The sequence below is a fragment of the Microbacterium sp. T3-8 genome (genome assembly GCF_055398145.1).
Map to the genome: position 1 here is coordinate 3,457,767 of NZ_AP027918.1, position 22,202 is coordinate 3,479,968.

The 22,202-nt window shown below is 69.5% G+C and carries 23 protein-coding genes; 13 read left to right on the forward strand and 10 right to left on the reverse strand.

What is annotated here, in order from left to right; translation table 11 throughout:
• Nucleotide 1 precedes the first annotated feature (1 nt).
• Nucleotides 2-568, forward strand: coding sequence for a YdeI/OmpD-associated family protein (locus ACZ5Y9_RS16625; protein ID WP_464471894.1), 567 nt, complete (start codon nt 2-4; stop codon nt 566-568).
• Nucleotides 565-729 (forward strand): hypothetical protein, encoded by a 165-nt coding sequence (locus ACZ5Y9_RS16630; RefSeq protein ID WP_247633707.1) that lies wholly within the window; start codon nt 565-567, stop codon nt 727-729. Before ACZ5Y9_RS16625 ends, ACZ5Y9_RS16630 begins: the two co-directional genes overlap by 4 nt.
• Nucleotides 730-738: 9 nt before the next feature.
• On the opposite strand, the gene ACZ5Y9_RS16635 is transcribed toward ACZ5Y9_RS16630, so the two are convergent.
• The 3 genes from ACZ5Y9_RS16635 to pyrE form a co-directional block, all read right to left on the reverse strand.
• Complete coding sequence (locus ACZ5Y9_RS16635; protein ID WP_464471895.1) at nt 739-1,896, reverse strand: anhydro-N-acetylmuramic acid kinase; 1,158 nt, start codon at nt 1,894-1,896, stop codon at nt 739-741.
• Between the two features lie 187 nt (nt 1,897-2,083).
• Entirely contained in the window at nt 2,084-2,986 is a 903-nt protein-coding gene (locus ACZ5Y9_RS16640; RefSeq protein ID WP_464471896.1) for an ROK family protein, read from the reverse strand.
• The gene (gene pyrE, locus ACZ5Y9_RS16645) at nt 2,983-3,543 is read right to left on the reverse strand and encodes an orotate phosphoribosyltransferase (RefSeq protein WP_247624376.1); all 561 of its coding nucleotides are present in this window, start codon (nt 3,541-3,543) and stop codon (nt 2,983-2,985) included. Before pyrE ends, ACZ5Y9_RS16640 begins: the two co-directional genes overlap by 4 nt.
• A gap of 114 nt (nt 3,544-3,657) precedes the next feature.
• Here pyrE and ACZ5Y9_RS16650 point away from each other — a divergent pair, with 114 nt between their 5' ends.
• Both ACZ5Y9_RS16650 and ACZ5Y9_RS16655 read left to right on the forward strand, forming a co-directional pair.
• Nucleotides 3,658-4,503 carry an exodeoxyribonuclease III gene (locus tag ACZ5Y9_RS16650; protein ID WP_247633704.1) on the forward strand — a complete coding sequence of 282 codons (846 nt, stop codon included), beginning with the start codon at nt 3,658-3,660 and terminating at the stop codon, nt 4,501-4,503.
• A 10-nt stretch (nt 4,504-4,513) separates the two neighbouring features.
• Nucleotides 4,514-5,329, forward strand: coding sequence for a Cof-type HAD-IIB family hydrolase (locus ACZ5Y9_RS16655; protein ID WP_247624374.1), 816 nt, complete (start codon nt 4,514-4,516; stop codon nt 5,327-5,329).
• Here the strand turns inward: ACZ5Y9_RS16655 and ACZ5Y9_RS16660 are convergent, their stop codons facing one another.
• The 4 genes from ACZ5Y9_RS16660 to ACZ5Y9_RS16675 form a co-directional block, all read right to left on the reverse strand.
• On the reverse strand, nt 5,330-5,818 hold the full coding sequence (locus tag ACZ5Y9_RS16660) for a hypothetical protein (protein ID WP_464471897.1): 489 nt from the start codon (nt 5,816-5,818) through the stop codon (nt 5,330-5,332).
• Complete coding sequence (locus ACZ5Y9_RS16665; RefSeq protein WP_464471898.1) at nt 5,815-6,258, reverse strand: hypothetical protein; 444 nt, start codon at nt 6,256-6,258, stop codon at nt 5,815-5,817. The genes ACZ5Y9_RS16660 and ACZ5Y9_RS16665 overlap by 4 nt, the downstream gene beginning before the upstream one ends.
• A gap of 99 nt (nt 6,259-6,357) precedes the next feature.
• Entirely contained in the window at nt 6,358-6,585 is a 228-nt protein-coding gene (locus ACZ5Y9_RS16670; protein ID WP_247624371.1) for a hypothetical protein, read from the reverse strand.
• Between the two features lie 3 nt (nt 6,586-6,588).
• Nucleotides 6,589-7,203: a hypothetical protein gene (locus ACZ5Y9_RS16675; RefSeq protein ID WP_464471899.1), complete on the reverse strand. Its 615-nt coding sequence runs from the start codon at nt 7,201-7,203 to the stop codon at nt 6,589-6,591.
• Nucleotides 7,204-7,414: 211 nt separating this feature from the next.
• Between ACZ5Y9_RS16675 and ACZ5Y9_RS16680 the strand changes: the two genes are divergently transcribed.
• The 7 genes from ACZ5Y9_RS16680 to ACZ5Y9_RS16710 all read left to right on the forward strand — a co-directional run bounded on the left by ACZ5Y9_RS16680 (nt 7,415) and on the right by ACZ5Y9_RS16710 (nt 15,177).
• On the forward strand, nt 7,415-8,704 hold the full coding sequence (locus tag ACZ5Y9_RS16680) for a sensor histidine kinase (protein ID WP_464471900.1): 1,290 nt from the start codon (nt 7,415-7,417) through the stop codon (nt 8,702-8,704).
• The gene (locus tag ACZ5Y9_RS16685) at nt 8,701-9,402 is read left to right on the forward strand and encodes a response regulator (protein WP_247633692.1); all 702 of its coding nucleotides are present in this window, start codon (nt 8,701-8,703) and stop codon (nt 9,400-9,402) included. Before ACZ5Y9_RS16680 ends, ACZ5Y9_RS16685 begins: the two co-directional genes overlap by 4 nt.
• A gap of 54 nt (nt 9,403-9,456) precedes the next feature.
• Nucleotides 9,457-10,668 (forward strand): benzoate/H(+) symporter BenE family transporter, encoded by a 1,212-nt coding sequence (locus ACZ5Y9_RS16690; protein WP_464471901.1) that lies wholly within the window; start codon nt 9,457-9,459, stop codon nt 10,666-10,668.
• A gap of 87 nt (nt 10,669-10,755) precedes the next feature.
• Nucleotides 10,756-11,652, forward strand: a complete 897-nt coding sequence (locus ACZ5Y9_RS16695; RefSeq protein WP_247624366.1) for an ABC transporter ATP-binding protein — start codon at nt 10,756-10,758, stop codon at nt 11,650-11,652.
• The gene (locus tag ACZ5Y9_RS16700) at nt 11,649-12,758 is read left to right on the forward strand and encodes an ABC transporter permease (protein WP_247624365.1); all 1,110 of its coding nucleotides are present in this window, start codon (nt 11,649-11,651) and stop codon (nt 12,756-12,758) included. The genes ACZ5Y9_RS16695 and ACZ5Y9_RS16700 overlap by 4 nt, the downstream gene beginning before the upstream one ends.
• 168 nt (nt 12,759-12,926) lie before the next feature.
• Complete coding sequence (locus tag ACZ5Y9_RS16705) at nt 12,927-13,514, forward strand: nitroreductase family protein (protein ID WP_247624364.1); 588 nt, start codon at nt 12,927-12,929, stop codon at nt 13,512-13,514.
• A 151-nt stretch (nt 13,515-13,665) separates the two neighbouring features.
• Nucleotides 13,666-15,177, forward strand: coding sequence for an APC family permease (locus tag ACZ5Y9_RS16710; protein WP_464471902.1), 1,512 nt, complete (start codon nt 13,666-13,668; stop codon nt 15,175-15,177).
• A 98-nt stretch (nt 15,178-15,275) separates the two neighbouring features.
• Here ACZ5Y9_RS16710 and ACZ5Y9_RS16715 read toward each other — a convergent pair whose 3' ends face one another.
• Both ACZ5Y9_RS16715 and coaBC read right to left on the reverse strand, forming a co-directional pair.
• Nucleotides 15,276-17,489: an ATP-dependent Clp protease ATP-binding subunit gene (locus ACZ5Y9_RS16715; RefSeq protein ID WP_247624362.1), complete on the reverse strand. Its 2,214-nt coding sequence runs from the start codon at nt 17,487-17,489 to the stop codon at nt 15,276-15,278.
• Nucleotides 17,490-17,589: 100 nt separating this feature from the next.
• Nucleotides 17,590-18,804: a bifunctional phosphopantothenoylcysteine decarboxylase/phosphopantothenate--cysteine ligase CoaBC gene (gene coaBC, locus ACZ5Y9_RS16720; protein ID WP_464471903.1), complete on the reverse strand. Its 1,215-nt coding sequence runs from the start codon at nt 18,802-18,804 to the stop codon at nt 17,590-17,592.
• Between the two features lie 452 nt (nt 18,805-19,256).
• Here coaBC and ACZ5Y9_RS16725 point away from each other — a divergent pair, with 452 nt between their 5' ends.
• Both ACZ5Y9_RS16725 and ACZ5Y9_RS16730 read left to right on the forward strand, forming a co-directional pair.
• Complete coding sequence (locus ACZ5Y9_RS16725; protein ID WP_464471904.1) at nt 19,257-19,958, forward strand: NRDE family protein; 702 nt, start codon at nt 19,257-19,259, stop codon at nt 19,956-19,958.
• 126 nt (nt 19,959-20,084) lie between these two features.
• Nucleotides 20,085-21,092, forward strand: coding sequence for a LacI family DNA-binding transcriptional regulator (locus tag ACZ5Y9_RS16730; RefSeq protein WP_464471905.1), 1,008 nt, complete (start codon nt 20,085-20,087; stop codon nt 21,090-21,092).
• Nucleotides 21,093-21,205: 113 nt separating this feature from the next.
• Here ACZ5Y9_RS16730 and ACZ5Y9_RS16735 read toward each other — a convergent pair whose 3' ends face one another.
• Nucleotides 21,206-22,177, reverse strand: a complete 972-nt coding sequence (locus ACZ5Y9_RS16735) for a GlxA family transcriptional regulator (RefSeq protein ID WP_404597216.1) — start codon at nt 22,175-22,177, stop codon at nt 21,206-21,208.
• Nucleotides 22,178-22,202 lie beyond the last annotated feature (25 nt).

A 22,202-nucleotide genomic window follows, 5' to 3' on the forward strand; every position in this document is an offset into this window, starting at 1 on the left:
CATGGGCGTTCTCGACGACGGCGAGCGCCTCACCGCGGCGGATGCTGCGGCCTGGCGCTCGTGGCTCGACGAGAACCACGAACGAACCGCCGGCGTGTGGCTGCTGAGCGTGCGCGGGGGCTCCGGCGACGGCCTCGGCTACGAAGACGCCGTGCGGCACGCGCTCTGCTTCGGCTGGATCGACGGGCCGGTGCGCACCTTCGACGGCGTCAACGCGCAGTGGTTCTCCCCGCGCCGCCCGGGCAGCGGCTGGGCGGCGACCAACAAGGCCCGGATCGCGGAGCTCGAAGCGGCAGGTCTGCTCGCGCCCGCCGGCATCCGCGTACTCGACGCCGCCAAGGCGAACGGATCGTGGACGATGCTCGACGGCCCCGAGGCCGGGATCGAGCCGCCCGAGCTGACCACCGCGCTCGATGCCGTGCCGGCCGCGCGCGCGAACTGGGATGCGTTCCCCAAGTCGGTGAAGAAGTTCGGGCTCACGCACATCGCGATGGCCAAGCGCGCCGAGACGCGCGATGCGCGCATCGCCAAGATCGTGGCGGATGCCGCGGAGGGGAAGCGACCGTGAATCAGAGCGACATGCTCTTCCTGGTGCTGATCGTGATCGGGCTCAGCTCACTCACCCTGGTCATCGTGCAGTTCGTGCGATCACGGCGACGCGGGGGCGACTCCGACGGGCGCGGCGGCAACTGGTGGGAAGGTCCCTGGGACGAAGACCAGCGGCGCTAGAGCCCTGCACTAGCCCGTTGTCAGCGTCAGGCTCGTCACCGCGTCGACCGGCTCCGGCATCCGCAGCGGCCCCTCGCCCGGCGTGATCGTGCCGAGGATGCGCGGCGCCCGGGCCCCCGTGCCACCCGGCACGATCGCGGCGACGCCGTGCATCGTGCACCAGCCGATCAGCGCGAAGAGGATCGCCTCCTTGCTGTCGACCGAGGCTCCCAGCTCGTCGGCGAGCACCACGTCGACGCCGGGCAGGGCGGAGCGCAGGCCGTCGAGGATCACCGGGTTGTGGCATCCGCCGCCCGACACGGCGAGGAAGCGGATGCCGGCGGCCGCGACGTCCTGCGCGACGGTGCGCACGGTGAGTTCGGTGAGCGTGCGCACGAGGTCGGCATCGCTGATCTCGCGCTCGGCGACGTGCGCCCGCACGTAGTCGAGGTGGAAGTGCTCCTTGCCGGTGCTCTTCGGCGCCGACAGCGCGTAGTACGGCTCGGCGAGGAGGTCGGCGAGCAGCGCCTCGTCGATCGTGCCGGCGCGGGCGATCGCGGCATCCTCGTCGTAGCCCTTGTCGTTGAGGCCCCGGTCGACCACGACCGCATCGACGAGCGCGTTGGCGGGGCCGATGTCGTAGGCCGAGACACGGCCGTCGGCGACGACCGTCATGTTCGCGATGCCGCCGAGGTTGAGGGCCGCGGCGACCTCACCCCGGCCGCGCAGCAGCAACTCGTCGAGGAACGACACGAGCGGAGCACCGTGCCCGCCCGCGGTGATGTCGCGGATGCGCACGTCCGACACGACCGGCGCACCGACGGCCTCGGCGATCCAGGCCGGCTGGCCGATCTGCAGGGTGCCACGGGCGTGATCGCCCTCGACCCAGTGGTAGACGGTCTGGCCATGGGTGCAGACGGCATCCACTCCCCCGACGGATGCCGCAGCCGAGGCGGCGACGTCGGCGAAGGCCTGGCCGATGAGGGTGTCGAGCTCGCACACCTCGGCGAGCGTCGTCTGGGCCGGAGGGAGCGCGGCGACGAGGCGGGCGCGGAGGTCGGGAGCGTACGGCACGCTGTCCTCGTGGAGCACGGTGCCACGCAGGGCGCCGTCGTGCTCGGCGAAGTCGACCACCACCACGTCGATCCCGTCGTGGGAAGTACCCGAGAGCAGTCCGAGTACGCGCATGCGTGCCCCTTTCGTCGTCTTGCTACGAGGGTACGCGGAATTTGTTAGGAGTGCGTACGGATGCCCCTCGCGCGTCGAGACACCATCTCTTTCGCGAGACATCACGGCGCACGCGGTGTCTCACGACGAATGTGGTGTCTCGGGTGGGCGCGCGTACGAATGCCCCGGTCGCTGACCGGCCCGGAAGCTAGCGCAGCACGAGCGCCGCGGCGCCGATCAGCGGGCCTTCGTCGCCCAGTCCCGAGCGCACGACGCGCGCGCGACGGGAGTACTCGTGCACGGCGCTCGCGGTGAGCGCCTCCTGCACCAGCTCGATGTAATCGTCGGAGACGCGCGAGAAGCCGCCGCCGATCGCGACCGTGTCGAGGTCGACGAGGGTCGCGGCATCCGCCAGTGCCTCACCGACGGCCTTCGCCGAGCGCTCGATCGCGGCGCGCGCGATCGCGTCTCCGGCGGCCGAGTCGCGCGCGAGATCCTCGCCGGTCGACCCGACCCATCCCTGCTGCTGCGCCCAGGTGACGCTCGCGGGGCCCGACGCGATCTCCTCGAGCGTCAGCCCGCCCTCGCGGCGGATCTGCCCGAGGTGCCCGGCATTGCCCGAGGCTCCCGGGATGTACGCGCCGTTCACCACGAAGCCTCCGCCGACACCGGTCGAGACGACGATCGAGAGCGAGGCCCGGGCATCCTGCGTCGCGCCGCGCCACGATTCGGCGAGCGCGAGCGCGCCGCCGTCGTGACCGAGCACGGTCGGCAGGTCGCGGCCGAGCACGGCCGATGCTTCGCGCCGAACCGCGGCGGCGAGACCGTAGCCGCGCGCCGAGGGCATGTTCACGGGCACGATCGTGCCGCTCGGGCGGTCGACGGGGCCGGCACTTCCCGCACCCGCGCCGACGAGCTCGGCATCGGCGGGGAGAGCGGCGAGGGCGTGCTGCACGATCGCGGCCACCGCGGCGTCGAACGATTCCGGCGTCGCCTCGCGTCCGGTCGCCTGGCGGCTGCGGGAGCCGTCGACGAGCGTGCCGTCCTCGGAGACGAGGGCGGCCTCCATCTTCGTGCCGCCGACGTCGACGGCGAGGGCGTAGCGGGTCACTGGGGGTCGAGCCCGAGGTCGTCGAGGTCGAAGGCTGCGCGCCATTCGAGACCCTCGGCCTCGATGGCGGCCTGGGCTCCGGTCTTGCGGTCGACGATCACGGCGACGGCGACGACCTCGGCGCCCTCCTTGCGGAGCGCTTCGACCGCCTTGAGCGCCGACTGGCCGGTGGTCGAGGTGTCTTCGAGCACGACGACGCGCTTGCCCGCGACATCCGCTCCCTCGATCTGGCGACCGCGACCGTGGTCCTTGGGCTCCTTGCGCACGACGAACGCGTCGACAGGACGCTCGGCCGCGACGGAGGCGTGCAGCACCGAGTTCGCGATCGGGTCGGCGCCGAGCGTGAGCCCGCCGACGGCGACCACGTCGAGATCGGCGATCAGGTCGAGCATGATGCGGCCGATGGCGGGGGCGGCGCGATGATCGAGCGTGAGCTTGCGCATGTCGACGTAGTACGTCGCCTTCTTGCCACTGGAGAGGGTGAAGTCGCCGTGGAACACCGCCTCGTCCGTGATGAGGGCGAGGAGGTTCTGGCGGTCTGCGTCGAGTGCGGTCACGGCATCCAGTGTAGGAGAGTCGCGCTCTGACTGCGCTGTCAGATGTCGTCGGGGCGTCATCTGCGTGTCGCGGGCCGCAGATCGCGTGTCCGAGGCCGCAACTAGGCTGGACGCATGCGCTTGGCCACCTGGAACGTCAACTCCATCCGTACCCGTGTCGCCCGCACCGTCGAATTCGCCGTTCGCGAAGACATCGACGTGCTCGCGATGCAGGAGATCAAGTGCAAACCCGAGCAGTTCCCCTACGGGCCGTTCGAAGAGGCCGGCTACCAGGTCGAGGTGCACGGCCTCAACCAGTGGAACGGCGTCGCGATCGCGAGCCGCCTGCCGATGAGCGACGTGCGCACCGGGTTCGACGGCATGCCCGGCTTCGCGAAGGGTCACGAGGGTCCGGATGCCCCGCTCGAGGCGCGCGCGCTGGGCGTGATGGTCGACGGCGTACGGGTGTGGAGTCTCTACGTGCCCAACGGTCGCTCGCTCGACGACCCGCACTACGCCTACAAGCTGCACTGGCTCGAGGCGCTGAAGAACTCGACCGCGGCCGAGCTCGCGGCGAACCCCGCCCTGCCGCTCGCGCTGGTCGGTGACTTCAACATCATCCCGTTCGACACCGACAACGGAGACCCCGACATCGTCGAGGGCGTATCCACCCACGTCTCCCCCGCCGAGCGCGCCGCGTTCTTCGCGATGGCGGATGCCGGGCTCACCGACGTCGTGCGCCCGATCCTCCCCGAGGGCTACACCTACTGGGACTACCAGCGCCTCAAGTTCCCCCGCAACGAGGGCATCCGCATCGACTTCATCCTCGGCTCCCGCACGCTCGCCGACGCGGTCACGGGTGCCTCGATCCACCGCGACGAGCGCAAGGGCGAGCAGCCCAGCGACCATGTGCCGGTCGTCGCCGACATCGACCTCGGGGGCGCGGACGACGACGACGATCTGCCGATGATCTTCTCGTGACGCTCCACCCATGACGCTCCGGCTGATCGCCACCGATCTCGACGGCACCCTGCTCGACTCGACCTCGTCGGTCACGCCCCGCACGCGGGCGGCGCTCGACGCGGCGCGGGCCCGCGGCATCCACGTCGTTCCGGTCACGGCGCGCCAGCCGATCGGCCTGCGTGCGATCGCCGGCGACGCCGACTTCCGCGAGTGGGCGCTCTGCAGCAACGGCGCCTACGCCACGCACCTGACCGACGGGCGGATGCTGTTCGCCGAAGAGCTGCCGGCCGAGACCATCCGCACGCTGGCCGAGGCGCTGCGCGCGAGCGTGCCCGGGCTGCTGTTCGCGAGTGTGCGCGAGGGCGGCGAGACCTTCGTCGCCCAGGAGGGGTACGCGGCGATCGCCGACCTCTCCGACCACAAGCGCGACCCGAAGACCATGGGCGGGGTGCCGCTCGATCAGGTGCTCGACGCCCCGAGTCTCAAGTTCGTGATCCGGCATCCGGAGCTCGCGCCGTCGGTCCTGTTCGACGCGCTGACCTCGCTGGGCCTCACCGGGTTCGAGGCGACGCTGTCGGGTGCACCGTTCGTCGAGGTGATGGCCGAGGGCGTCACCAAGGCCACCGGCCTCGCCCGTCTCTGCGCCCACCTCGGCGTCGACCGCGCCGACGTGATGGCTTTCGGCGATGCGCTCAACGACGTCGAGATGCTGCGCTGGGCCGGGCACGGCGTCGCGATGGCCGACGCGGATGCCGTCGTGCAGGATGCCGCCGACGAGATCGGCGCCTCGAACGATGACGACGGGGTTGCGCGGGTGGTGGAGCGGGTGCTGGCAGCAGGTTAGTCAGCCAGACTCGTCGCCATCGCGTTCGCCCGGAAGGATGACCTGCGTACGCACACTGAAGCCGAACTGCATCCCGTCGCAACCGTAGAGGAAGAAGTCACCCCAACCGATGCTGCCGAACAGGCCCGAGTCCGCATAGATACTGAAGGACCCCTCGGCGGAAGAGATCTGTAGTTCCCCTTCGCTGAGGAACTCCCAGTCGGCCCACCCAGTGAGCGATTCCCCTTCGAAGTCGATACAGCCAGGTTCTGACTCTCCATCCCAGGCGCCCGAGGGAAAGTCCTCCAACATCGCCGTGCCGTCCTCGTGCACCGTCAGCCGAGCCGACTGAAATGGGGCCATGTCGGGAGCGTTCGAAGCCGACCACACGATCGGGAAGACGAACTTACCCTCGAACGGACTCTGCTCGGTGCATCCAGATAGAGCAAGAGTGGCCGCGACACCGATTCCGATTGCAGCCGCTACTCGTGTTCTCCTTCGAATGCTCATTCGAACCCGCCTCTAGACAGGTGATTGACGTTCGACTTCCCCAGCATGCTGATGAAAAGAAAGATGAACGAGCCGAGCGCGAGGAGTGGGCCGCCGAACCCGAGGATCAGAGTCACCGCGCTCCCCTCCTGCGGACCCGGGAAGTCGAGCTCGCTATAGACACCACTGAGCCACAGGGCGATGCCGCAGACGCTTCCGAATGCGCCGCAGGTGAGCCACAGGCGGGTCGCCCAGAGCGAAGACAGGGTGGCGTGTCCGCGCGTCAGCAGCGCGAGACCGAAGCAGAATGTGCAGCCCAGGATGGCGAAACCCAGGGCGTTGGGCAGAGTCGAAAGGTTGCCGGGCGGGATCTCATTCCAGCGCGGCGCTCCCCGGAGGAGCATCTCGATACCTACCGGCACCGCGAACCCAGCGATGCCGAGGAGCCACCATCCGGCCATCTCTCGAAGAGTCACCCTCCGCGCCCGCTCACTTGCTTCTGAGGCATTGTCGCCGCCGCATCGCCACCGTCACCGCCTTGCCAATCGTCAGAGGGAACGTCAGACGATGATGTCGATCAGATTGAACACGCCCAAACCTATCGCGACGACCCCGACAAAGATGCTCCACCTCGGAGCAGTACGGGGATATACAGACATGTCCGCAACCGCGCCGCCATAGAACTTCTCGAGAAGCGCGTGGATCGCGCGATACGCGCGCTTGCGATACGCAATCAAAGCAACGCCAAACAACACCAATATCGTGCCAACGACAGCATCGAGCATCATCTGTCAAGCTCCTTCAAGCGGGTGCCCTTTCACCTGGAATCTCGATAGAACACGACAGTTTGAATCTCGATAGAACACGACAGTCGTCGTCGAGTCGACCAAGTCTGGGACTTCGAGGTAGAAGTTAAGGGCGAGCCGACCGTCGCCTTCGATGAACAGGGACGCTGAGGGGCTATATCCAGAACACACTTCCGACGGGAAGAAAATGGTCATCGACGCTCCACTACCCTCGTGAAGCACCCACCGCCCTTCCAGCGAAACGGTGTCGTCCCACGACACATCGGCGGCTGACTTCGCTTGCGGGACGCCGCATGCGAGGTTGAGAGGCCATTGCTCCGCGCGGTACGTGCCATCGGCAAGAACGACCAGTTCAAAGCCAGCAGGGGCATCTCCGGCTCGCCAACTTCCCACCACGTCGGCATCCGTGACTTCAGTCGCCGGTTTCGCTCCTGAAGTGCAGCCGGCAAGGCCCACCGTGAGGAGAATCGACAGCGCCCAGGGCATCGAATGCACAAGTCTCAGCATGCCCGAAATATCAGCGGCGCGAAGTTTGAAGCACATACCAGTTTGGAGAACCGTCGCAAACGGGCTGAGCCAGAGAGCTCCAGTCGTATCCATCGAACCGACCAGGGTACGGAACGAGGAGGGTGTCGCCCTGAGAAGTTTCTCGCGCGGGGTGCTTCGACAGGCTCAGCAACCCAGTTTGCGTGGCTCGGCAACCGCCGCTGGGTCCCTGACCCTGCCAAAGGAGGACGCCATCCCGAGACGCCCCCCGGCATCCGCCGCACGGGGGATGCCGCCGCCCCGCGCCGCGCCCTACGGTGGAGGGATGCCCGCCGAGTTCCACCGCACACCGACCGCGCGCGAGCGGCGCAGCGATCTGCTGCTCGCCGCCGTGCTGTTCGTGGGCGCGATCCTCAGCGCCGCGCTCTCGTCGATCTCGCAGATCTACGGCGACGAGCAGGCCGAGCTGTGGACCGCCCTCGTCTACGCCGTGATCATCACCGCTCCGCTGGCGTTCCGGCGGCGCTACCCGGCCGCGGTCGCGATCGTCGTCTCCGCCGCGTACTTCGCCGCCGTCACCATCCGGGTGCCGGAGATCTACGTCGGCAACATCGCAATGTTCATCGGCATCTACACCGCGGGCGCCTGGATGAACAACCGCCGTGCGGCGATGCTCGTGCGCATCGGCATCATCGTCGGAATGTTCGCGTGGCTGCTGATCACGATGTACCGCGACGCGATCAGCCAGGCCGACGAAGCCGAGGTCATCGCGGGCGCCATGTCGCCTTACGTCGCCTTCATGATGCTGCAGATCCTACTCAACCTCCTCTACTTCGGCGGGGCCTATTACTTCGGCGAGCGCTCGTGGATCTCGGCATCCGAGCGTGCGGTGCTCGAGCAGCGCACCGCCGAACTCGAGCGCGAGCGCGAGGTGACTGCCGCGCAGGCCGTCGCGCTCGACCGCGTGCGCATCGCCCGCGAACTGCACGACGTCGTCGCCCACCACGTGTCGGTCATGGGCGTGCAGGCGGGGGCTGCACGGCTCGTGATCGACCAGGATGCCGAACGCGCGAAGGAGCTCCTCGCCGGAGTGGAGGGATCGGCGCGCGATGCGATCGGTGAGCTGCGCCAGCTGCTCGAGACCCTGCGCGCCCCGGGCGGCGAGAGCTCCGACCCCGCCTCGACGGTCGGACTCGACGACATCCGCGAACTCGTCGAAGCGTCGACCGAGGCGGGGCTGCCGACGGATTACACCGTGATCGGCGAACCGGTCGACGTGCCCTCCCTCGTCGCGGTGAATCTCTACCGCATCACCCAGGAGTCGCTCACCAACGCCCGTCGTCACGCCGGCGTCGGCGCCACCGCCGACGTGCGCGTGCGCTACGACGACGCGGGCGTCGAGGTCGAGGTCGTCAACACCGGCCGCATGGTCGGCCAGTTGCGACCGGGCCTCGGGCAGTTGGGCATGCGCGAGCGCGCGATCGCCTCGGGCGGCACGATCGAGGTGACGCCGCGCCCCCTCGGCGGACTCCGCGTGCGGGCGCGGGTGCCGCTGAAGGTCGCACCCGCCGTCGCATCTCGCCCGACCGCGAAGGCCGTGAGGATCCCCGAATGACCGACTCCCCGATCCGCGTGCTCCTCGTCGACGACCACGCGATGCTGCGCGCGGGATTCCGCACGATCCTCGGCACCCAGCCCGACATCGAGATCGTGGGCGAGGCCGCGACCGGAGCGGATGCCGTCGCCCAGGCCGCCGCGCTGCACCCCGACGTCATCACGATGGACGTGCAGATGCCCGACATGGACGGCATCGAGGCGACCCGCCGCATCGTCGCCGACCCCGACATCACCGCGGCCATCGCGATCGTGACCACCTTCGACCGCGACGACTACCTCTATCAGGCGCTGGATGCCGGAGCGAGCGGGTTCCTGCTCAAGAACGCCGGCCCCGAAGACCTCATCGCCGCCGTGCGCGCGCTGGCAGTGGGCGACGGGATGCTGGCACCCGAGGTGACCCGTCGCGTGCTCGCCCGATTCGCCGGATCGGCGCCCGCCACGGCGCCGGTCGCGATGGCCGAGCCGTCGCCCCCGCGCACCGCCCCCGCGCCCGTCGCGCTGGCCGAGCCGTTCACCGAGCGGGAGGCCGAGGTGCTGACCCTCCTCGCCGACGCACGCAGCAACGCCGAGATCGCCGCCGCCCTGTTCATCGGCGAAGCGACCGTGAAGACCCACGTGTCGCGCATCCTGCAGAAGCTCGGTGCCCGCGATCGCGTGCAGGCCGTGGTGCTCGCGCACCGCCTCGGGCTCGCCTGAAACGCTCCATCCTGACGACAGCGGGTGGCGGCGTCGGGCGATAGCCTCGGATCCATGTCCGCCGACGCGTCCGCCGCATCCGCCGCGCCCCCTGCCCCGCTCTCGCGACCGATCCTCGCGGGCATCGTCACGGCGCTCGTCGGCTTCACCAGCTCGTTCGCGGTCGTGCTCACCGGGCTCTCGGCGGTGGGAGCATCCGCCGCCCAGGCCGCCAGCGGCCTGCTGGCCGCCAGCCTCACCATGGGACTCGCGTGCATCGTGCTCGCCTGGCGCTATCGGATGCCGATCACCGTCGCGTGGTCGACGCCCGGCGCCGCTCTGCTCGCCGCGACCGGCACCACGGCCGGCGCCATCGAGGGCGGCTGGCCCGTCGCCGTCGGCGCGTTCCTCGTCACGGCGGCGCTCATCCTGCTCACCGCGCTGTGGCCGGCCCTCGGCGGATTCATCGCGCGCATCCCGGCGTCGATCGCGCAGGCGATGCTCGCGGGCGTGCTGCTGCCACTCTGCCTCGCCCCCATCACCGGGATCGTCGAGAACCCCTGGGGTGTGGTGCCGGTCGTGGTGACCTGGCTGATCGTCGCCCGGCTCGCGCCGCGCTGGGCGGTTCCGGTCGCGTTCCTCGCCGCGGCGGTGGTGGTGGCCGTCGAGCTCGTGCGTCAGGGCACGGCGATCGATCCGGGCATCCTGCTCCCCCGCGTCGAACTCACCGCCCCCACCTTCACGGTCGGCGCGATCGTGGGCCTGGCGCTGCCCCTCTTCATCGTCACGATGGCGTCGCAGAACGTTCCGGGCGTCGCGATCATGCGCAGCTTCGGCTACGAGGTGCCGTGGCGGCCGGCGATGCTCGTCACCGGACTCGGCACGGCGATCGGCGCTCCCGCGGGCGGGCACGCGATCAACCTCGCCGCGATCAGCGCCGCCCTCGCCGCCTCTCCCGACGCAGACCCCGACCCGAAGCGCCGCTGGGTCGCCGGCGTCTCGACCGGGGCCTCGTATCTCGTGCTCGGCGCCGCCTCCGCCGCGTTCGCGGCCCTCGTACTGCTCGCGCCCGCCGCCGTCATCCCCGCCGTCGCGGGGCTCGCCCTCTTCGCAGCCTTCGGCTCGGCCGTGCAGCAGGCCATCGACGATCCGGGCGAGCGACTGCCGGCCGTGGTCACCTTCCTCGTCGCGGCATCCGGCATCTCCGTGCTCGGCGTCAGCGCCGCGTTCTGGGCGCTGGTGGCCGGACTCGTCGTGCGCACGGTTCTGCACAGCGCGCGGCGGTAGCGCGGGCCGATCATCCGCGCGGTGGATGCCCGACAATCCCCCACAGGGGGGATGCCGTGGCATCGGCCCCGTCCCTAACGTGGAGGCATGACCTCAGGAAAGCTCGAACTCCACGGCATCACCAAGAGCTACGGCTCGCGGCGCGTGCTCGACGACGTCTCGTTCGACGTCGCCCCCGGCCGGCTCACCGGCTTCGTGGGCGGCAACGGTGCGGGCAAGACCACGACCATGCGCATCGTGCTCGGACTCCTCTCGTCGGACTCCGGCACCGTCACCCTCGACGGCACGGCCGTCACCGGCGACGACCGCCGCAACTTCGGGTACATGCCCGAGGAGCGCGGGCTCTACCCCAAGATGAAGGTGCTTGAGCAGATCGTCTACCTCGCCCGGCTGCACGGATTCAGCAAGACGGATGCCGCCACCCGCGCCACCGCGATCCTCACCGACCTCGGCCTCGGGGAGCGCCTGAACGACACGATCGAGTCGCTGTCGCTCGGAAACCAGCAGCGTGCGCAGATCGCCGCGGCCCTCGTGCACGACCCGAAGGTGCTCATCCTCGACGAGCCGTTCTCGGGTCTCGACCCGCTCGCGGTCGACGTCGTCGCCTCGACGCTGCAGGCCACCGCCGCCCAGGGCGCATCCATCCTGTTCTCCTCGCACCAGCTCGACGTCGTCGAGCGCCTCTGCGACGACCTCGTCATCCTCGCCGGGGGCACGATCCGCGCCGCCGGTTCCCGCGACGGGCTCCGCGCCCAGCACGCCGGCAGCCGCTACGAGCTGGTCTCGGCGGGTGACGCCGGATGGCTGCGCACCGAACCGGGCGTCACCGTCGTCGACTTCGAGGGCGGCTACGCCCTATTCGACACCGACGGCGCGGAGACCGCGCAGCGCGTGCTGCGCACCGCCGTCGCCCACGGCGACGTCGCGAGCTTCGCCCCCAAGCATCCGTCCCTCGCCCAGATCTTCAAGGAGGTCATCCAGTGACCACGTCGACTCCCGGGGGAGGCTCCCCCATCCGCAGCTCCAGCGGGATCTGGCTCGTCGCCGAGCGCGAGATCGGTTCGAAGCTGCGCAGCAAGGCGTTCGTCATCTCGACCGTCATCCTCATGCTCATCGCTCTCGCCGGCGTGCTGATCGGCGGGTTCGCCAGCAACAACAGCGGCACCGACAAGACCCCGGTCGCCGCGACCTCCGAGACGGCATCCGCGGTGTCGGCACTGCCCGACGTCGAGGTGACCGAGGTCGCCGACGACGCGGCCGCCGAGCAGCTCGTGCGCGAGGAGAAGGTCGACGCGGCGGTCGTCTCGAGCGGCGGGCCCACCGGGTACACCGTCATCGCGCTCAAGGACGCCCCGAGCTCCCTTGTCAGCGGCCTCTCGCAGACGCCCGAGGTGCAGATCCTCGAACCTGCGACCACCAACCCGCTGCTGCGGTACTTCATCGCGCTCGCCTTCGGCATCGTCTTCCTCATGGCGGCGTCGACCTTCGGCGGCACGATCGCGCAGAGCGTCGTCGAAGAGAAGCAGACCCGCGTGGTCGAGCTGCTGCTGTCGGCGATCCCCGCCCGCACCCTCCTCGCCGGGAAGGTCATCGGCAACACGATCCTCGCGATGGCGCAGATCGTCGGCCTCGCCGCGATCGCCACCGTCGGACTCATCGTCACCGGGCAGAGAGACGTGCTGACGCTGCTCGGCGGCCCGATCCTGTGGTTCGCGGTGTTCTTCCTCTTCGGCTTCGTGCTGCTGGCCTCGCTGTTCGCCGCGGCGGCCTCGATGGTGTCACGCCAGGAGGACATCGGCGCCACCACGACCCCGATCACGATGCTCATCATGGCGCCGTACATCCTCGTCATCGTCTTCAACGACAACGCGCTGGTGCTGACGATCATGTCGTACGTACCGTTCTCGGCCCCGGTCGGGATGCCGATGCGCCTGTTCGTCGGCGAGGCGCAGTGGTGGGAGCCGATCCTGTCGCTGGCGATCCTGCTGGTGAGCTGCATCGCCGCGATCGCGATCGGCGCGAAGATCTACGAGAACTCGCTGCTGCGCATGGGCTCGCGGGTCAAGCTCACCGAGGCGCTGCGCGGCTGAGGCGCGCTGGGCGAGAGGGACGGATGCCGGGGCAACGGCATCCGTCCCTCTTTCGCGTCACACGACGAAACCCGCACATCCACAGGAATATCCATGCGGGCACATGCGTTCAGACACGCGTAGGCGGACGACGGAGTCCGATCGGCACCCCGTCTGAAAGGCATCACCGTGAGCATTCCCACCCTCGTCCGCACCGCACCCACCGAGCACCCCGTCCTCGAGGTGCTCGCCGAGCGCTGGAGCCCCCGCGCCTTCGACGCCGAGAACGCGATCGACGAGGCCAAGCTGGCCGCCTCCCTCGAAGCCGCCCGCTGGACGCCCTCGGCCAACAACTCGCAGCCGTGGCGCTTCATCGTCGCCCGCCGCGGAACGGCTCTGCACGCACAGGTCGTCGACGCGCTCGTCGGCTTCAACCAGGCCTGGGCCGTGAACGCCGCCGTCCTCGTCGTCGCCGTCGCCGAGACCGCCACCGAAGACGGCACGCCGATCACCCACGCCCTCTACGACCTCGGCCAGGCTGTCGCGCACTTCTCGGTGCAGGCTCACCACGAGGGACTCCTCGTGCACCAGATGAGCGGATTCGACCCGGAGGCCGTGCGCGAGTTCGCCGACCTCGAGCCCCGTTTCTCGGCCGTCACGGTCTTCGCCGTCGGCGAGTTCGGCGACGTGACCGCCCTCCCCGAGGTGCTGCAGCAGCGCGAGACCGCACCGCGCGTGCGCCGCCCGATCGCCGAGACGGTCATCCTCAGCGCCTGATCCCACCCTTCCGTTCCGGCATCCGCTCGGAATCCTTCGCTCCCGTCGCACTTCCTGTCGGTCTGACCCGGTCATTCCGACAGCAAGTGCGACGGGAGCCTTCTGTTTCGTAAGGGGTGCAGCGCGACGACCGCGACCTACAATCGTCGGCATGGCGATTCAGCGCAGAGTGAAGTCGGTCGAGCAGTCGATGGCGGAGACGCACGACGAGAAACGCTCCCTCAAACGCTCGCTCGGCGTCTGGGACCTCGCGGTCATGGGCGTCGCCGTCGCGGTCGGCGCCGGCATCTTCTCGGTCGGAGCCGAGGCATCCGCTCGCCATGCCGGCCCGGCCGTCATCATCTCGTTCATCATCGCCGCCGCCGTGTGCGGCCTCGCGATCCTCTGCTACGCCGAGTTCGCGTCGTCGATCCCGGTCGCCGGCTCCGCGTACACGTTCACGTACTCGACGCTCGGCGAGTTCCTCGCCTGGATCATCGGCTGGGACCTCATCCTCGAGATGCTCATGGCCTCTGCCGTCATCGCGAAGTACTGGGGCGTGTACCTCGGCGACACCGTCTCGCTGTTCGACCTCGACATCCCGATGTCGGTGCAGCTCGGCGGCGTCAGCTTCGACTGGGGTCCCGTCGTCATCGTCGCGATCTTCACCCTGCTGCTCGCACTCGGCACGCGCCTGTCGAGCCGCGTCAACAGCGTCTTCACGGTCATCAAGGTCGCGATCGTGCTGTTCGTGATCGTCGTCGGACTCTTCTTCGTGAACGGTGCGAACTACTCGCCGTTCGTTCCCCCGGCGCAGGAGGGCGTGGCGTCGGAGAGCGCCTGGACCCAGTCGCTGTTCTCGTTCATGACCGGCTCCGACCCGACGATGTACGGCGTGTTCGGCATCCTCTCGGGCGCCGCACTGGTGTTCTTCGCGTTCATCGGTTTCGACGTCGTCGCCACCAGCGCCGAGGAGACCAAGGACCCGAAGCGCACGGTTCCCCGCGGCATCATCCTGGGCCTCATCATCGTGACCGTGCTCTACGTGCTCGTCGCGATCGTCATCACCGGAATGGTCTCGTACACCGAGCTCGCGAAGCTCGACGAACCGTCGCTGTCGAGCGCCTTCGAACTCGTCGGCGCGACCTGGGCGGCGCAGGTCATCGCGATCGGCAGTCTGGTCGGCCTGACCACGGTCGTGATGGTGCTGCTCATGGGCCTCGCGCGCGTGGTGTTCGCGATGAGCCGCGACGGCCTGCTGCCCCGCGCCCTCAGCGTCACCGACAAGAAGCGCGGCACCCCGATCCGTATCCAGCTGATCGTCGGGGTGATCATCGCGATCATCGCCGGGTTCTTCGACGTGCAGGTGCTCGGCGACATGATCAACATCGGCACCCTGTCGGCGTTCGTGCTCGTGAGCATCGGGGTGCCGATCCTGCGCAAGACCCGCCCCGACCTCGAGCGGCCGTTCATGGTTCCGCTCTCGCCGTGGCTGCCGTGGATCTCGGCGCTCGCCTGCTTCTGGCTGATGCTCAACCTCAGCACCGAGACCTGGGTGCGATTCGCGATCTGGCTCGCGATCGGCATGATCATCTACTTCGCCTACTCGCGACGGCACTCGATCATCGGGCAGGGGCTCGAGAAGGACGCTCTGGGCGGGATCCGCAGCGAGCGGCTGAAGTAGCGCGGGCAGGCCCTTCCACAGGCTCAGGGACCCAGTGCTTGATACGGAACCCAGTGGTTGGGTCGCTGAGCCTGTCGAAGCGTCGCAGCCACCGCCGCTCAGTCGTCGAGGAGCTCGGCCTCGATCACGTCGTCATCGTCGTCGGGAACGGATGCCGGCGCCTCGGCCGTGAGCACGAGACCCGTGCCGTCGGCCGCGACGTCGACGCGCACCGTGTCGCCGTCGCGCACGCCGCCCGAGAGCAGCGCGGTCGCCAGCTTGTTCTGCACCTCGCTCTGGATGAGGCGGCGCAGCGGGCGCGCACCGAACACCGGGTCGTACCCGCGCTCGGCGAGCCACGATCGCGCGTCGGGCGTGACCGCGAGGGTGAGCCGGCGATCGTGCAACCGCGTGTGCAGCTGATCGATCGACAGCTCCACGATCTGCGCGAGGTCGTCTTCGCTGAGCGCCTGGAACATCACGATGTCGTCGAGACGGTTGAGGAACTCGGGCCGGAACGCCTGCTGCACGAGCGCCATCACCTGCTCGCGCTTCTGCTCGACCGAGAGGACCGGGTCGATGAGGATCGGCGAGCCGATGTTCGACGTGAGGATCAGGATCACGTTCGAGAAGTCGACCGTGCGGCCCTGCCCGTCGGTGAGGCGGCCGTCGTCGAGCACCTGCAGCAGCACGTCGAACACCTCGGGGTGCGCCTTCTCGACCTCGTCGAGCAGGATCACGCTGTACGGGCGACGACGCACGGCCTCGGTCAGCTGACCGCCCTGCTCGTAGCCGACGTACCCGGGAGGGGCTCCGACGAGACGCGAGACGGAGTGCTTCTCGCCGTACTCCGACATGTCGATGCGCACCATGGCGTGCTCGTCGTCGAAGAGGAACTGGGCGAGCGCCTTCGCGAGTTCGGTCTTTCCGACACCGGTCGGCCCGAGGAACAGGAACGAACCGGTGGGGCGACCGGGATCGCTGATGCCCGCGCGCGAGCGGCGCACGGCATCCGACACGGCCTTGACGGCATCCTTCTGTCCGATCAGGCGCTTGCCCAGCTCGGACTCGAGGTGCAGCAGCTTCTCGGTCTCGCCCTGCAGCAGGCGACCGACGGGGATGCCGGTCCACGCCGCGATGACGCCGGCGATGTCTTCATCGGTGACCTGCTCGTTGACCATGCGCCGCTCGCCGTCGGAGTCGACGGACTCCGACCGCTCGGCCTCCATGACCTCGCGCTCGAGCGCCGGGATCTCGGCGTAGAGCAGCCGGGAGGCGCGCTCGAGGTTGCCCTCGCGCTGCGCGCGCTCGGCGTCGCTGCGGGCGGCATCCAGGCGCGTCTTCAGGTCGCCGACGCGGTTGAGCGATGCGCGTTCGCGCTCCCACCGGGCCTGCAGCTCGCCGAGCTTGGCCTGCTCGGTGGCGAGGTCGGCGCGGAGAGTCGCGAGGCGCTCCTTCGATGCCGGGTCCTTCTCCTTCTTGAGCGCGAGCTCTTCGAGCTTGAGACGGTCGACGTGGCGGCGCAGCTCGTCGATCTCGACCGGGGCCGAGTCGATCTCCATGCGCAGCCGCGAGGCGGCCTCGTCGATCAGGTCGATCGCCTTGTCGGGCAGCTGCCGCGCGGGCAGGTACCGGTTCGACAGGGATGCCGCCGCCACGAGCGCACCATCGGAGATGGCGACCTTGTGGTGCGCCTCGTAGCGCTCCTTGAGCCCACGGAGGATGGCGATCGTGTCTTCGACGGTCGGCTCACCGACGTAGACCTGCTGGAAGCGGCGCTCGAGCGCGGCATCCTTCTCGATGAACTCGCGGTACTCGTTGAGCGTGGTGGCGCCGATGAGGCGCAGCTCTCCCCGGGCGAGCATCGGCTTGAGCATGTTGGATGCCGCGACCGAGCCCTCCCCGCCGCCCGCGCCCATGAGCACGTGCAGCTCGTCGATGAACGTGATGATCTGCCCGTCGGACTCGGTGATCTCCTTGAGGACCTGCTTCAACCGCTCCTCGAACTGCCCGCGGTACATCGCGCCGGCGACGAGCGCCGAGATGTCGAGAGTGATCAGCTCCTTGTCCTTGAGGGACTCGGCGACGTCACCCGCGACGATGCGCTGGGCGAGGCCCTCAACGACGGCGGTCTTGCCGACGCCGGGCTCGCCGATGAGAACCGGATTGTTCTTGGTGCGGCGGGTGAGCACCTGGCTCACGCGGCGGATCTCACTGTCGCGGCCGATCACGGGGTCGAGCTTGCCCTGACGGGCGCGGTCGGTGAGGTTGATCCCGAACTGCTCGAGTGCGGACTGCTGGTCGTTCTGGGAACCGGTCTGCGGGGTGGTCATCTGTCCCTCCTGGGAGACTCCTTCTGGTCGATGAGTACTCAAAAGTTGAGTTGTATAGACTCAAGTTTAGCAGGGCGGCACCTCATCGACAATGCCCTCATCAGCGCAGCGTCCGCACCGCATCCCAGATCGCGCCCGCGACCTCGCGCTTGGTCCCGGATGCCTCGGCCACGACCGCCCCGCCCTCACCGATGATCTCGACCGCGTTGTCGGTGCGCTCGAAGCCGTTCTCGGCATCCGCGAGGTTCACTGCCAGCAGGTCGACGCCCTTGCGCTCTCGCTTGCGGCGAGCGCGCTCACGGCGCTGCTCGGCATCCGTCAGCGTCTCGGCGGCGAACGCCACGATCGTCTGCCCCGTCGGCGCACGCCCCTCGGCGCGGAGAGTGGCGAGCGCGGCCACGACGTCCTCGTTCTCGACGAGGTCGACGCGATCGAGCACGCCCTCCTCCTTCGTGAGCTTGTGGTCGGCGGCGCGCGCGGGTCGGTAGTCGGCGACCGCGGCGGCCATGATCACGACGTCCGCCGATGCCGCGGCATCCTTCATCGCCTCCCCGAGTTCGGCCGCCGTTCCGACGCGAACGATCGCGACCGACGGATGCCGCGCCGACGCCAGGATCGCGGCATCGATGTGCGCGGCGACGAGGGTGACCTCGGCACCGCGGGCGGCGGCCTCCGCGGCGAGCGCGGTGCCCTGACGTCCGCTCGAACGGTTGCCGAGGAAGCGCACGGGGTCGATCGGCTCCCGGGTGCCGCCCGCCGAGACGGCGACACGAAGGCCCGCGAGGTCGCCGGGAGCGAGCAGCGCCAGGGCCGCGGCGAAGATCTCCTCCGGCTCCGACATCCGCCCCGGCCCGCTGTCTCCGCCGGCCAACTCGCCGTCGGCGGGACCCACCAGGTGCACTCCTCGCTCGCGGAGGGTCGCGATGTTCGACTGCGTCGCCGGATGCCGCCACATCTCGGCGTGCATGGCGGGCGCGATCAGCACGGGAGCCTCGGTGGCGAGCAGCGTCGTGCCGAGCAGGTCGCTCGCCAGCCCGGCCGTCATCGACGCGATCGTGTTCGCGGTGGCCGGCGCGACGATCACGAGCCCGGCGGCCTGCCCCAGAGCGACGTGACGTACGCGGGCGACGTCGTCGTGCACGCTCGTCGTGACGGGATGCCGGCTGATCGCCTCCCACGTGGGGGTGCCGACGAAGCGCAGCGCGTCTTCGGTGGGCACGACGGTCACGTCATGACCGGCCTTGATGAGGAGGCGCACGAGGTGCACCGTCTTGTACGCGGCGATGCCGCCCGTGACTCCGACGACGATGTTCACGCTTTCGATTCTGCCGCAGCATCCGGGGGTGCGGGGCGCCAGCGGAGGAGAACACACCTTCCGCAGGAAGCATCCGCCCTTCCGATCCTGCGGAGCGAGAGTTCTCCTCCCCAACGGGCGGAGAACTCCGCGTCGGGCGGATGCCTCGCCCCGAAAAGTCCGCCCAACGACGAGAACTCCCCCGGACGCCTTCGTCTCGTCGCTGCGCTCCTCGCTCAGGAGCCGAGACTCTGGTCGTGAGCGAGCGGCGCCCCTGAGCGAGCGGAGCGAGACGAAGGGCCCGCAGCGGAGGAGAACACGCCTTCCGCAGGAGGCATCCGCCCTCCCGATCCTGCGAAGCGAGAGTTCTCCTCCCCAACGGGCGGAGAACTCCGCGTGGGGCGGATGCTTCGCCCCGAAAAGTCCGCCCAACGGGGAGAACTCCGCCCACGGGCGCGCATAGGATCGAGAGTGTGTGCACGGTCGTGATTGATGTCGAGGATGCCGCGTCGGTGAGACTGCTGGCGGTGCGTGACGAAGACCCGCAGCGCGAGTGGGACGCCCTGGGCCCGTGGTGGCCCGAGCAGTACCCGGGCGTGATCGGCATCCGCGACCGTCGTGCGGGCGGCGCCTGGCTCGCGGTCGACCCGCAGCGCCGACGCCTCGCCGTGCTGCTCAACCGCGCCGACGTGCAGGAGCTGCCCGATGACCGCGCCATCTCGCGCGGATCGCTCGCCCTCGAGTCGGTCGCGGGCCGCTCACCCGAGGGCCCTCTGCCGATGCACGGCTTCAACCTGCTCGAGGTCGGACCCGAGGGAGCGCGGGTGCTCTCGTGGGACGGCGCCGAGCTGCGCACCACGCCCGTCGCCGCCGGCACCCACATGATCGCCCACGACGATCTCGACGACGCGGTCACCCCGCGCATCCGTACCTGGCTGCCGCGGTTCCGCGCGCTCGCTCCGGCCGCCGAGAGCGCGGACTGGGTGGCCGAGTGGACCGCCCTCCTCGCCGAGAGTGCTGAACTCTCCCCCGAAGACGACCGCGCGATCATCCGCGACAACCGCCCGCACGGCTATCCCACGCAGTCGCTGCTGTACGCCACGGCATCCGTCGCGCCGTCGGGCGTGGACGTGCGCGATCACACCCTGCCCTCGCCCGCGCATTGGCACGCCTGACCGGCGTTCGGCGACATTCCGGGCCGCGTTCGCGCGACGCGGGAGGGGGCCGCACCGAGGGTTGCGTAGTCATCCTCGCCCCGCGCCGTCTAGCATGGGAGTCCCGGCACGCCCAGAGGAGATCCCATGCCGCCGAAGTCCCGCGGTGTCACGAGCATCGATGTCGCCAAAGCGGCCGGAGTCTCGCAGACCACGGTCTCGCGCATCGTCAACGGGCGCGAAGGGGTGTCCGACGACATCCGCGCCAAGGTCGAGGCGGCGATCGAGAAGCTCGGCTACCGCCCCAACCTCAGCGCCCGCAGCCTCGTCACCAGCCGCACGCAGACGATCGGCGTCGTGCTCGGCGACCCGCGCAACAGCTACTACGCCGAACTGCTGCACACCATCAGCGGCGAGCTCAACCACGCCGGCTACCGCACGCTCATCCTCTCGGGGCGCGCCGACACCACCGAAGACCTCGCCCGCACGCTCTGGGAGACCAACGTCGACGGCGTCATCCTCACCACCACGCTGCTCTCCCCCGACGACGAGGGGCGCATCGTCTCGCTCGGCGCCCCCTCGGTCACGATGGGCCCGGGCGCCGCCCCGGCATCCGATTCCATCTCACCCGACAACTTCGAGGGCGGACGCATCGCCGCCCGGCACCTGCTCGACCTCGGCCACCGGCGCATCGGCGTGATCTCGGGACCCCTGGGCGCGGCATCCGTCAACGACCGGCACCGCGGCTTCCTGCTCGAGTTCGCCGCCGCCGGTGTCTCCTTCGACGAAGACCTGCTCGAGGTCGCCGACCTCGACTACACACGCGCCTTCGACGCCACGACCCGCCTGTTGCAGCTGCCCGAGCCGCCCACCGCGCTCTTCTGCCACAACGACCTCGTCGCCTTCGGAGCGCTGAACGCGGCCACCGCGCTCGGCGTCGCCGTGCCCGATGACGTCTCGATCCTCGGCTTCGACGACGTGGCGATGTCGTCGTGGCAGGCGTTCGACCTCACGACGGTGCGGCAGCCGATCCTCGACATGGCGCACGGCGCGGTCGAGCTGCTGCTCTCTCGCCTGGCCTCGCCCGAGCAGGATGCCGCGCACGTGCTGCTGCCGTGTTCTCTCGTCGAGCGGTCGACGACCCGCGCGCTCTGACGCGGGCTCTGGCGGGGCCCTTCGTCTCGCTTCGCTCGCTCAGGAACCGGAGGGAGGAACCCGGTCCCTGAGCGAGGAGCGCAGCGACGAGACGAAGGGTGCCCCGCGGAACCTCAGGCGGCCGGCACCTCGTCGTCGGCGCAGGAGAAGCGGGCGCGGTAGGCGGTCGGCGTCAGGCCGAGCACGCGGGCGAAGTTCTGACGCAGCACGGCCGCCGAGCCGAACCCGCACTCGTCGGCGATGCGATCGAGCGGGAGGTCGGTGCGTTCGAGCATCCGCTGGGCGTGGATGATGCGCTGGCGCGCGAGCCAGGCCGCCGGAGTCGCGCCGTACTCGGCCTTGAACCGGCGGGCGAAGGTGCGCGGCGACATGAGGGCTCGGGCGGCGAGCTGATCGACCCCGAGCTCGTCGCGCAGATGCTCGACGGCCCAGTCGGCGACCGCGGCGAGCGAGTCGCTCGGCACGACCGGGATCGGACGGTCGATGAACTGCGCCTGCCCGCCGTCGCGCTGCGGCGGCACGACCATGCGGCGCGCGATGCGGTTGGTGAGCTCGGCGCCGAGCTCTTGCCGCAGCAGGTGCAGGCACGCGTCGATGCCCGCGGCGGTGCCGGCGCTGGTGATGATGCGACCGTCCTGCACGAAGAGCACGTCGGGATCGATCTCGACCTCCGGGTACATCGAGGCCATGATCTCGGAGTACATCCAGTGCGTGGTGGCGCGACGACCGTCGAGCACTCCCGCGGCCCCGAGGATGAACGAGGCGCTGCAGATCGTGAGCACCCAGGCGCCCCGGGCGACCGCATCGCGGGCGACGTCGAGCAGCAGCGGATCGATGCGGTCCCAGTACTCCCGCGGAACCGGGCAGAACACGACGAGATCGGCCTCGTAGGCGAAGGAGAGGTCGTGCTCGACGTTCAGCGAGAAGCCGAGCTTGGAGGCCACGACGCCGGGACGCGGGGCGACGACGCGGAAGTCGAAGTTCGGAACGCCGTCGTTCGATCGGTCGAGCCCGAAGGCCTCACACGCGAGGCCGAACTCGAACGGCGCGAACCCGTCCTGGACGATGCAGGCGACTGTCTTCATGCGCACTCCCGAATGGCAGATTTCA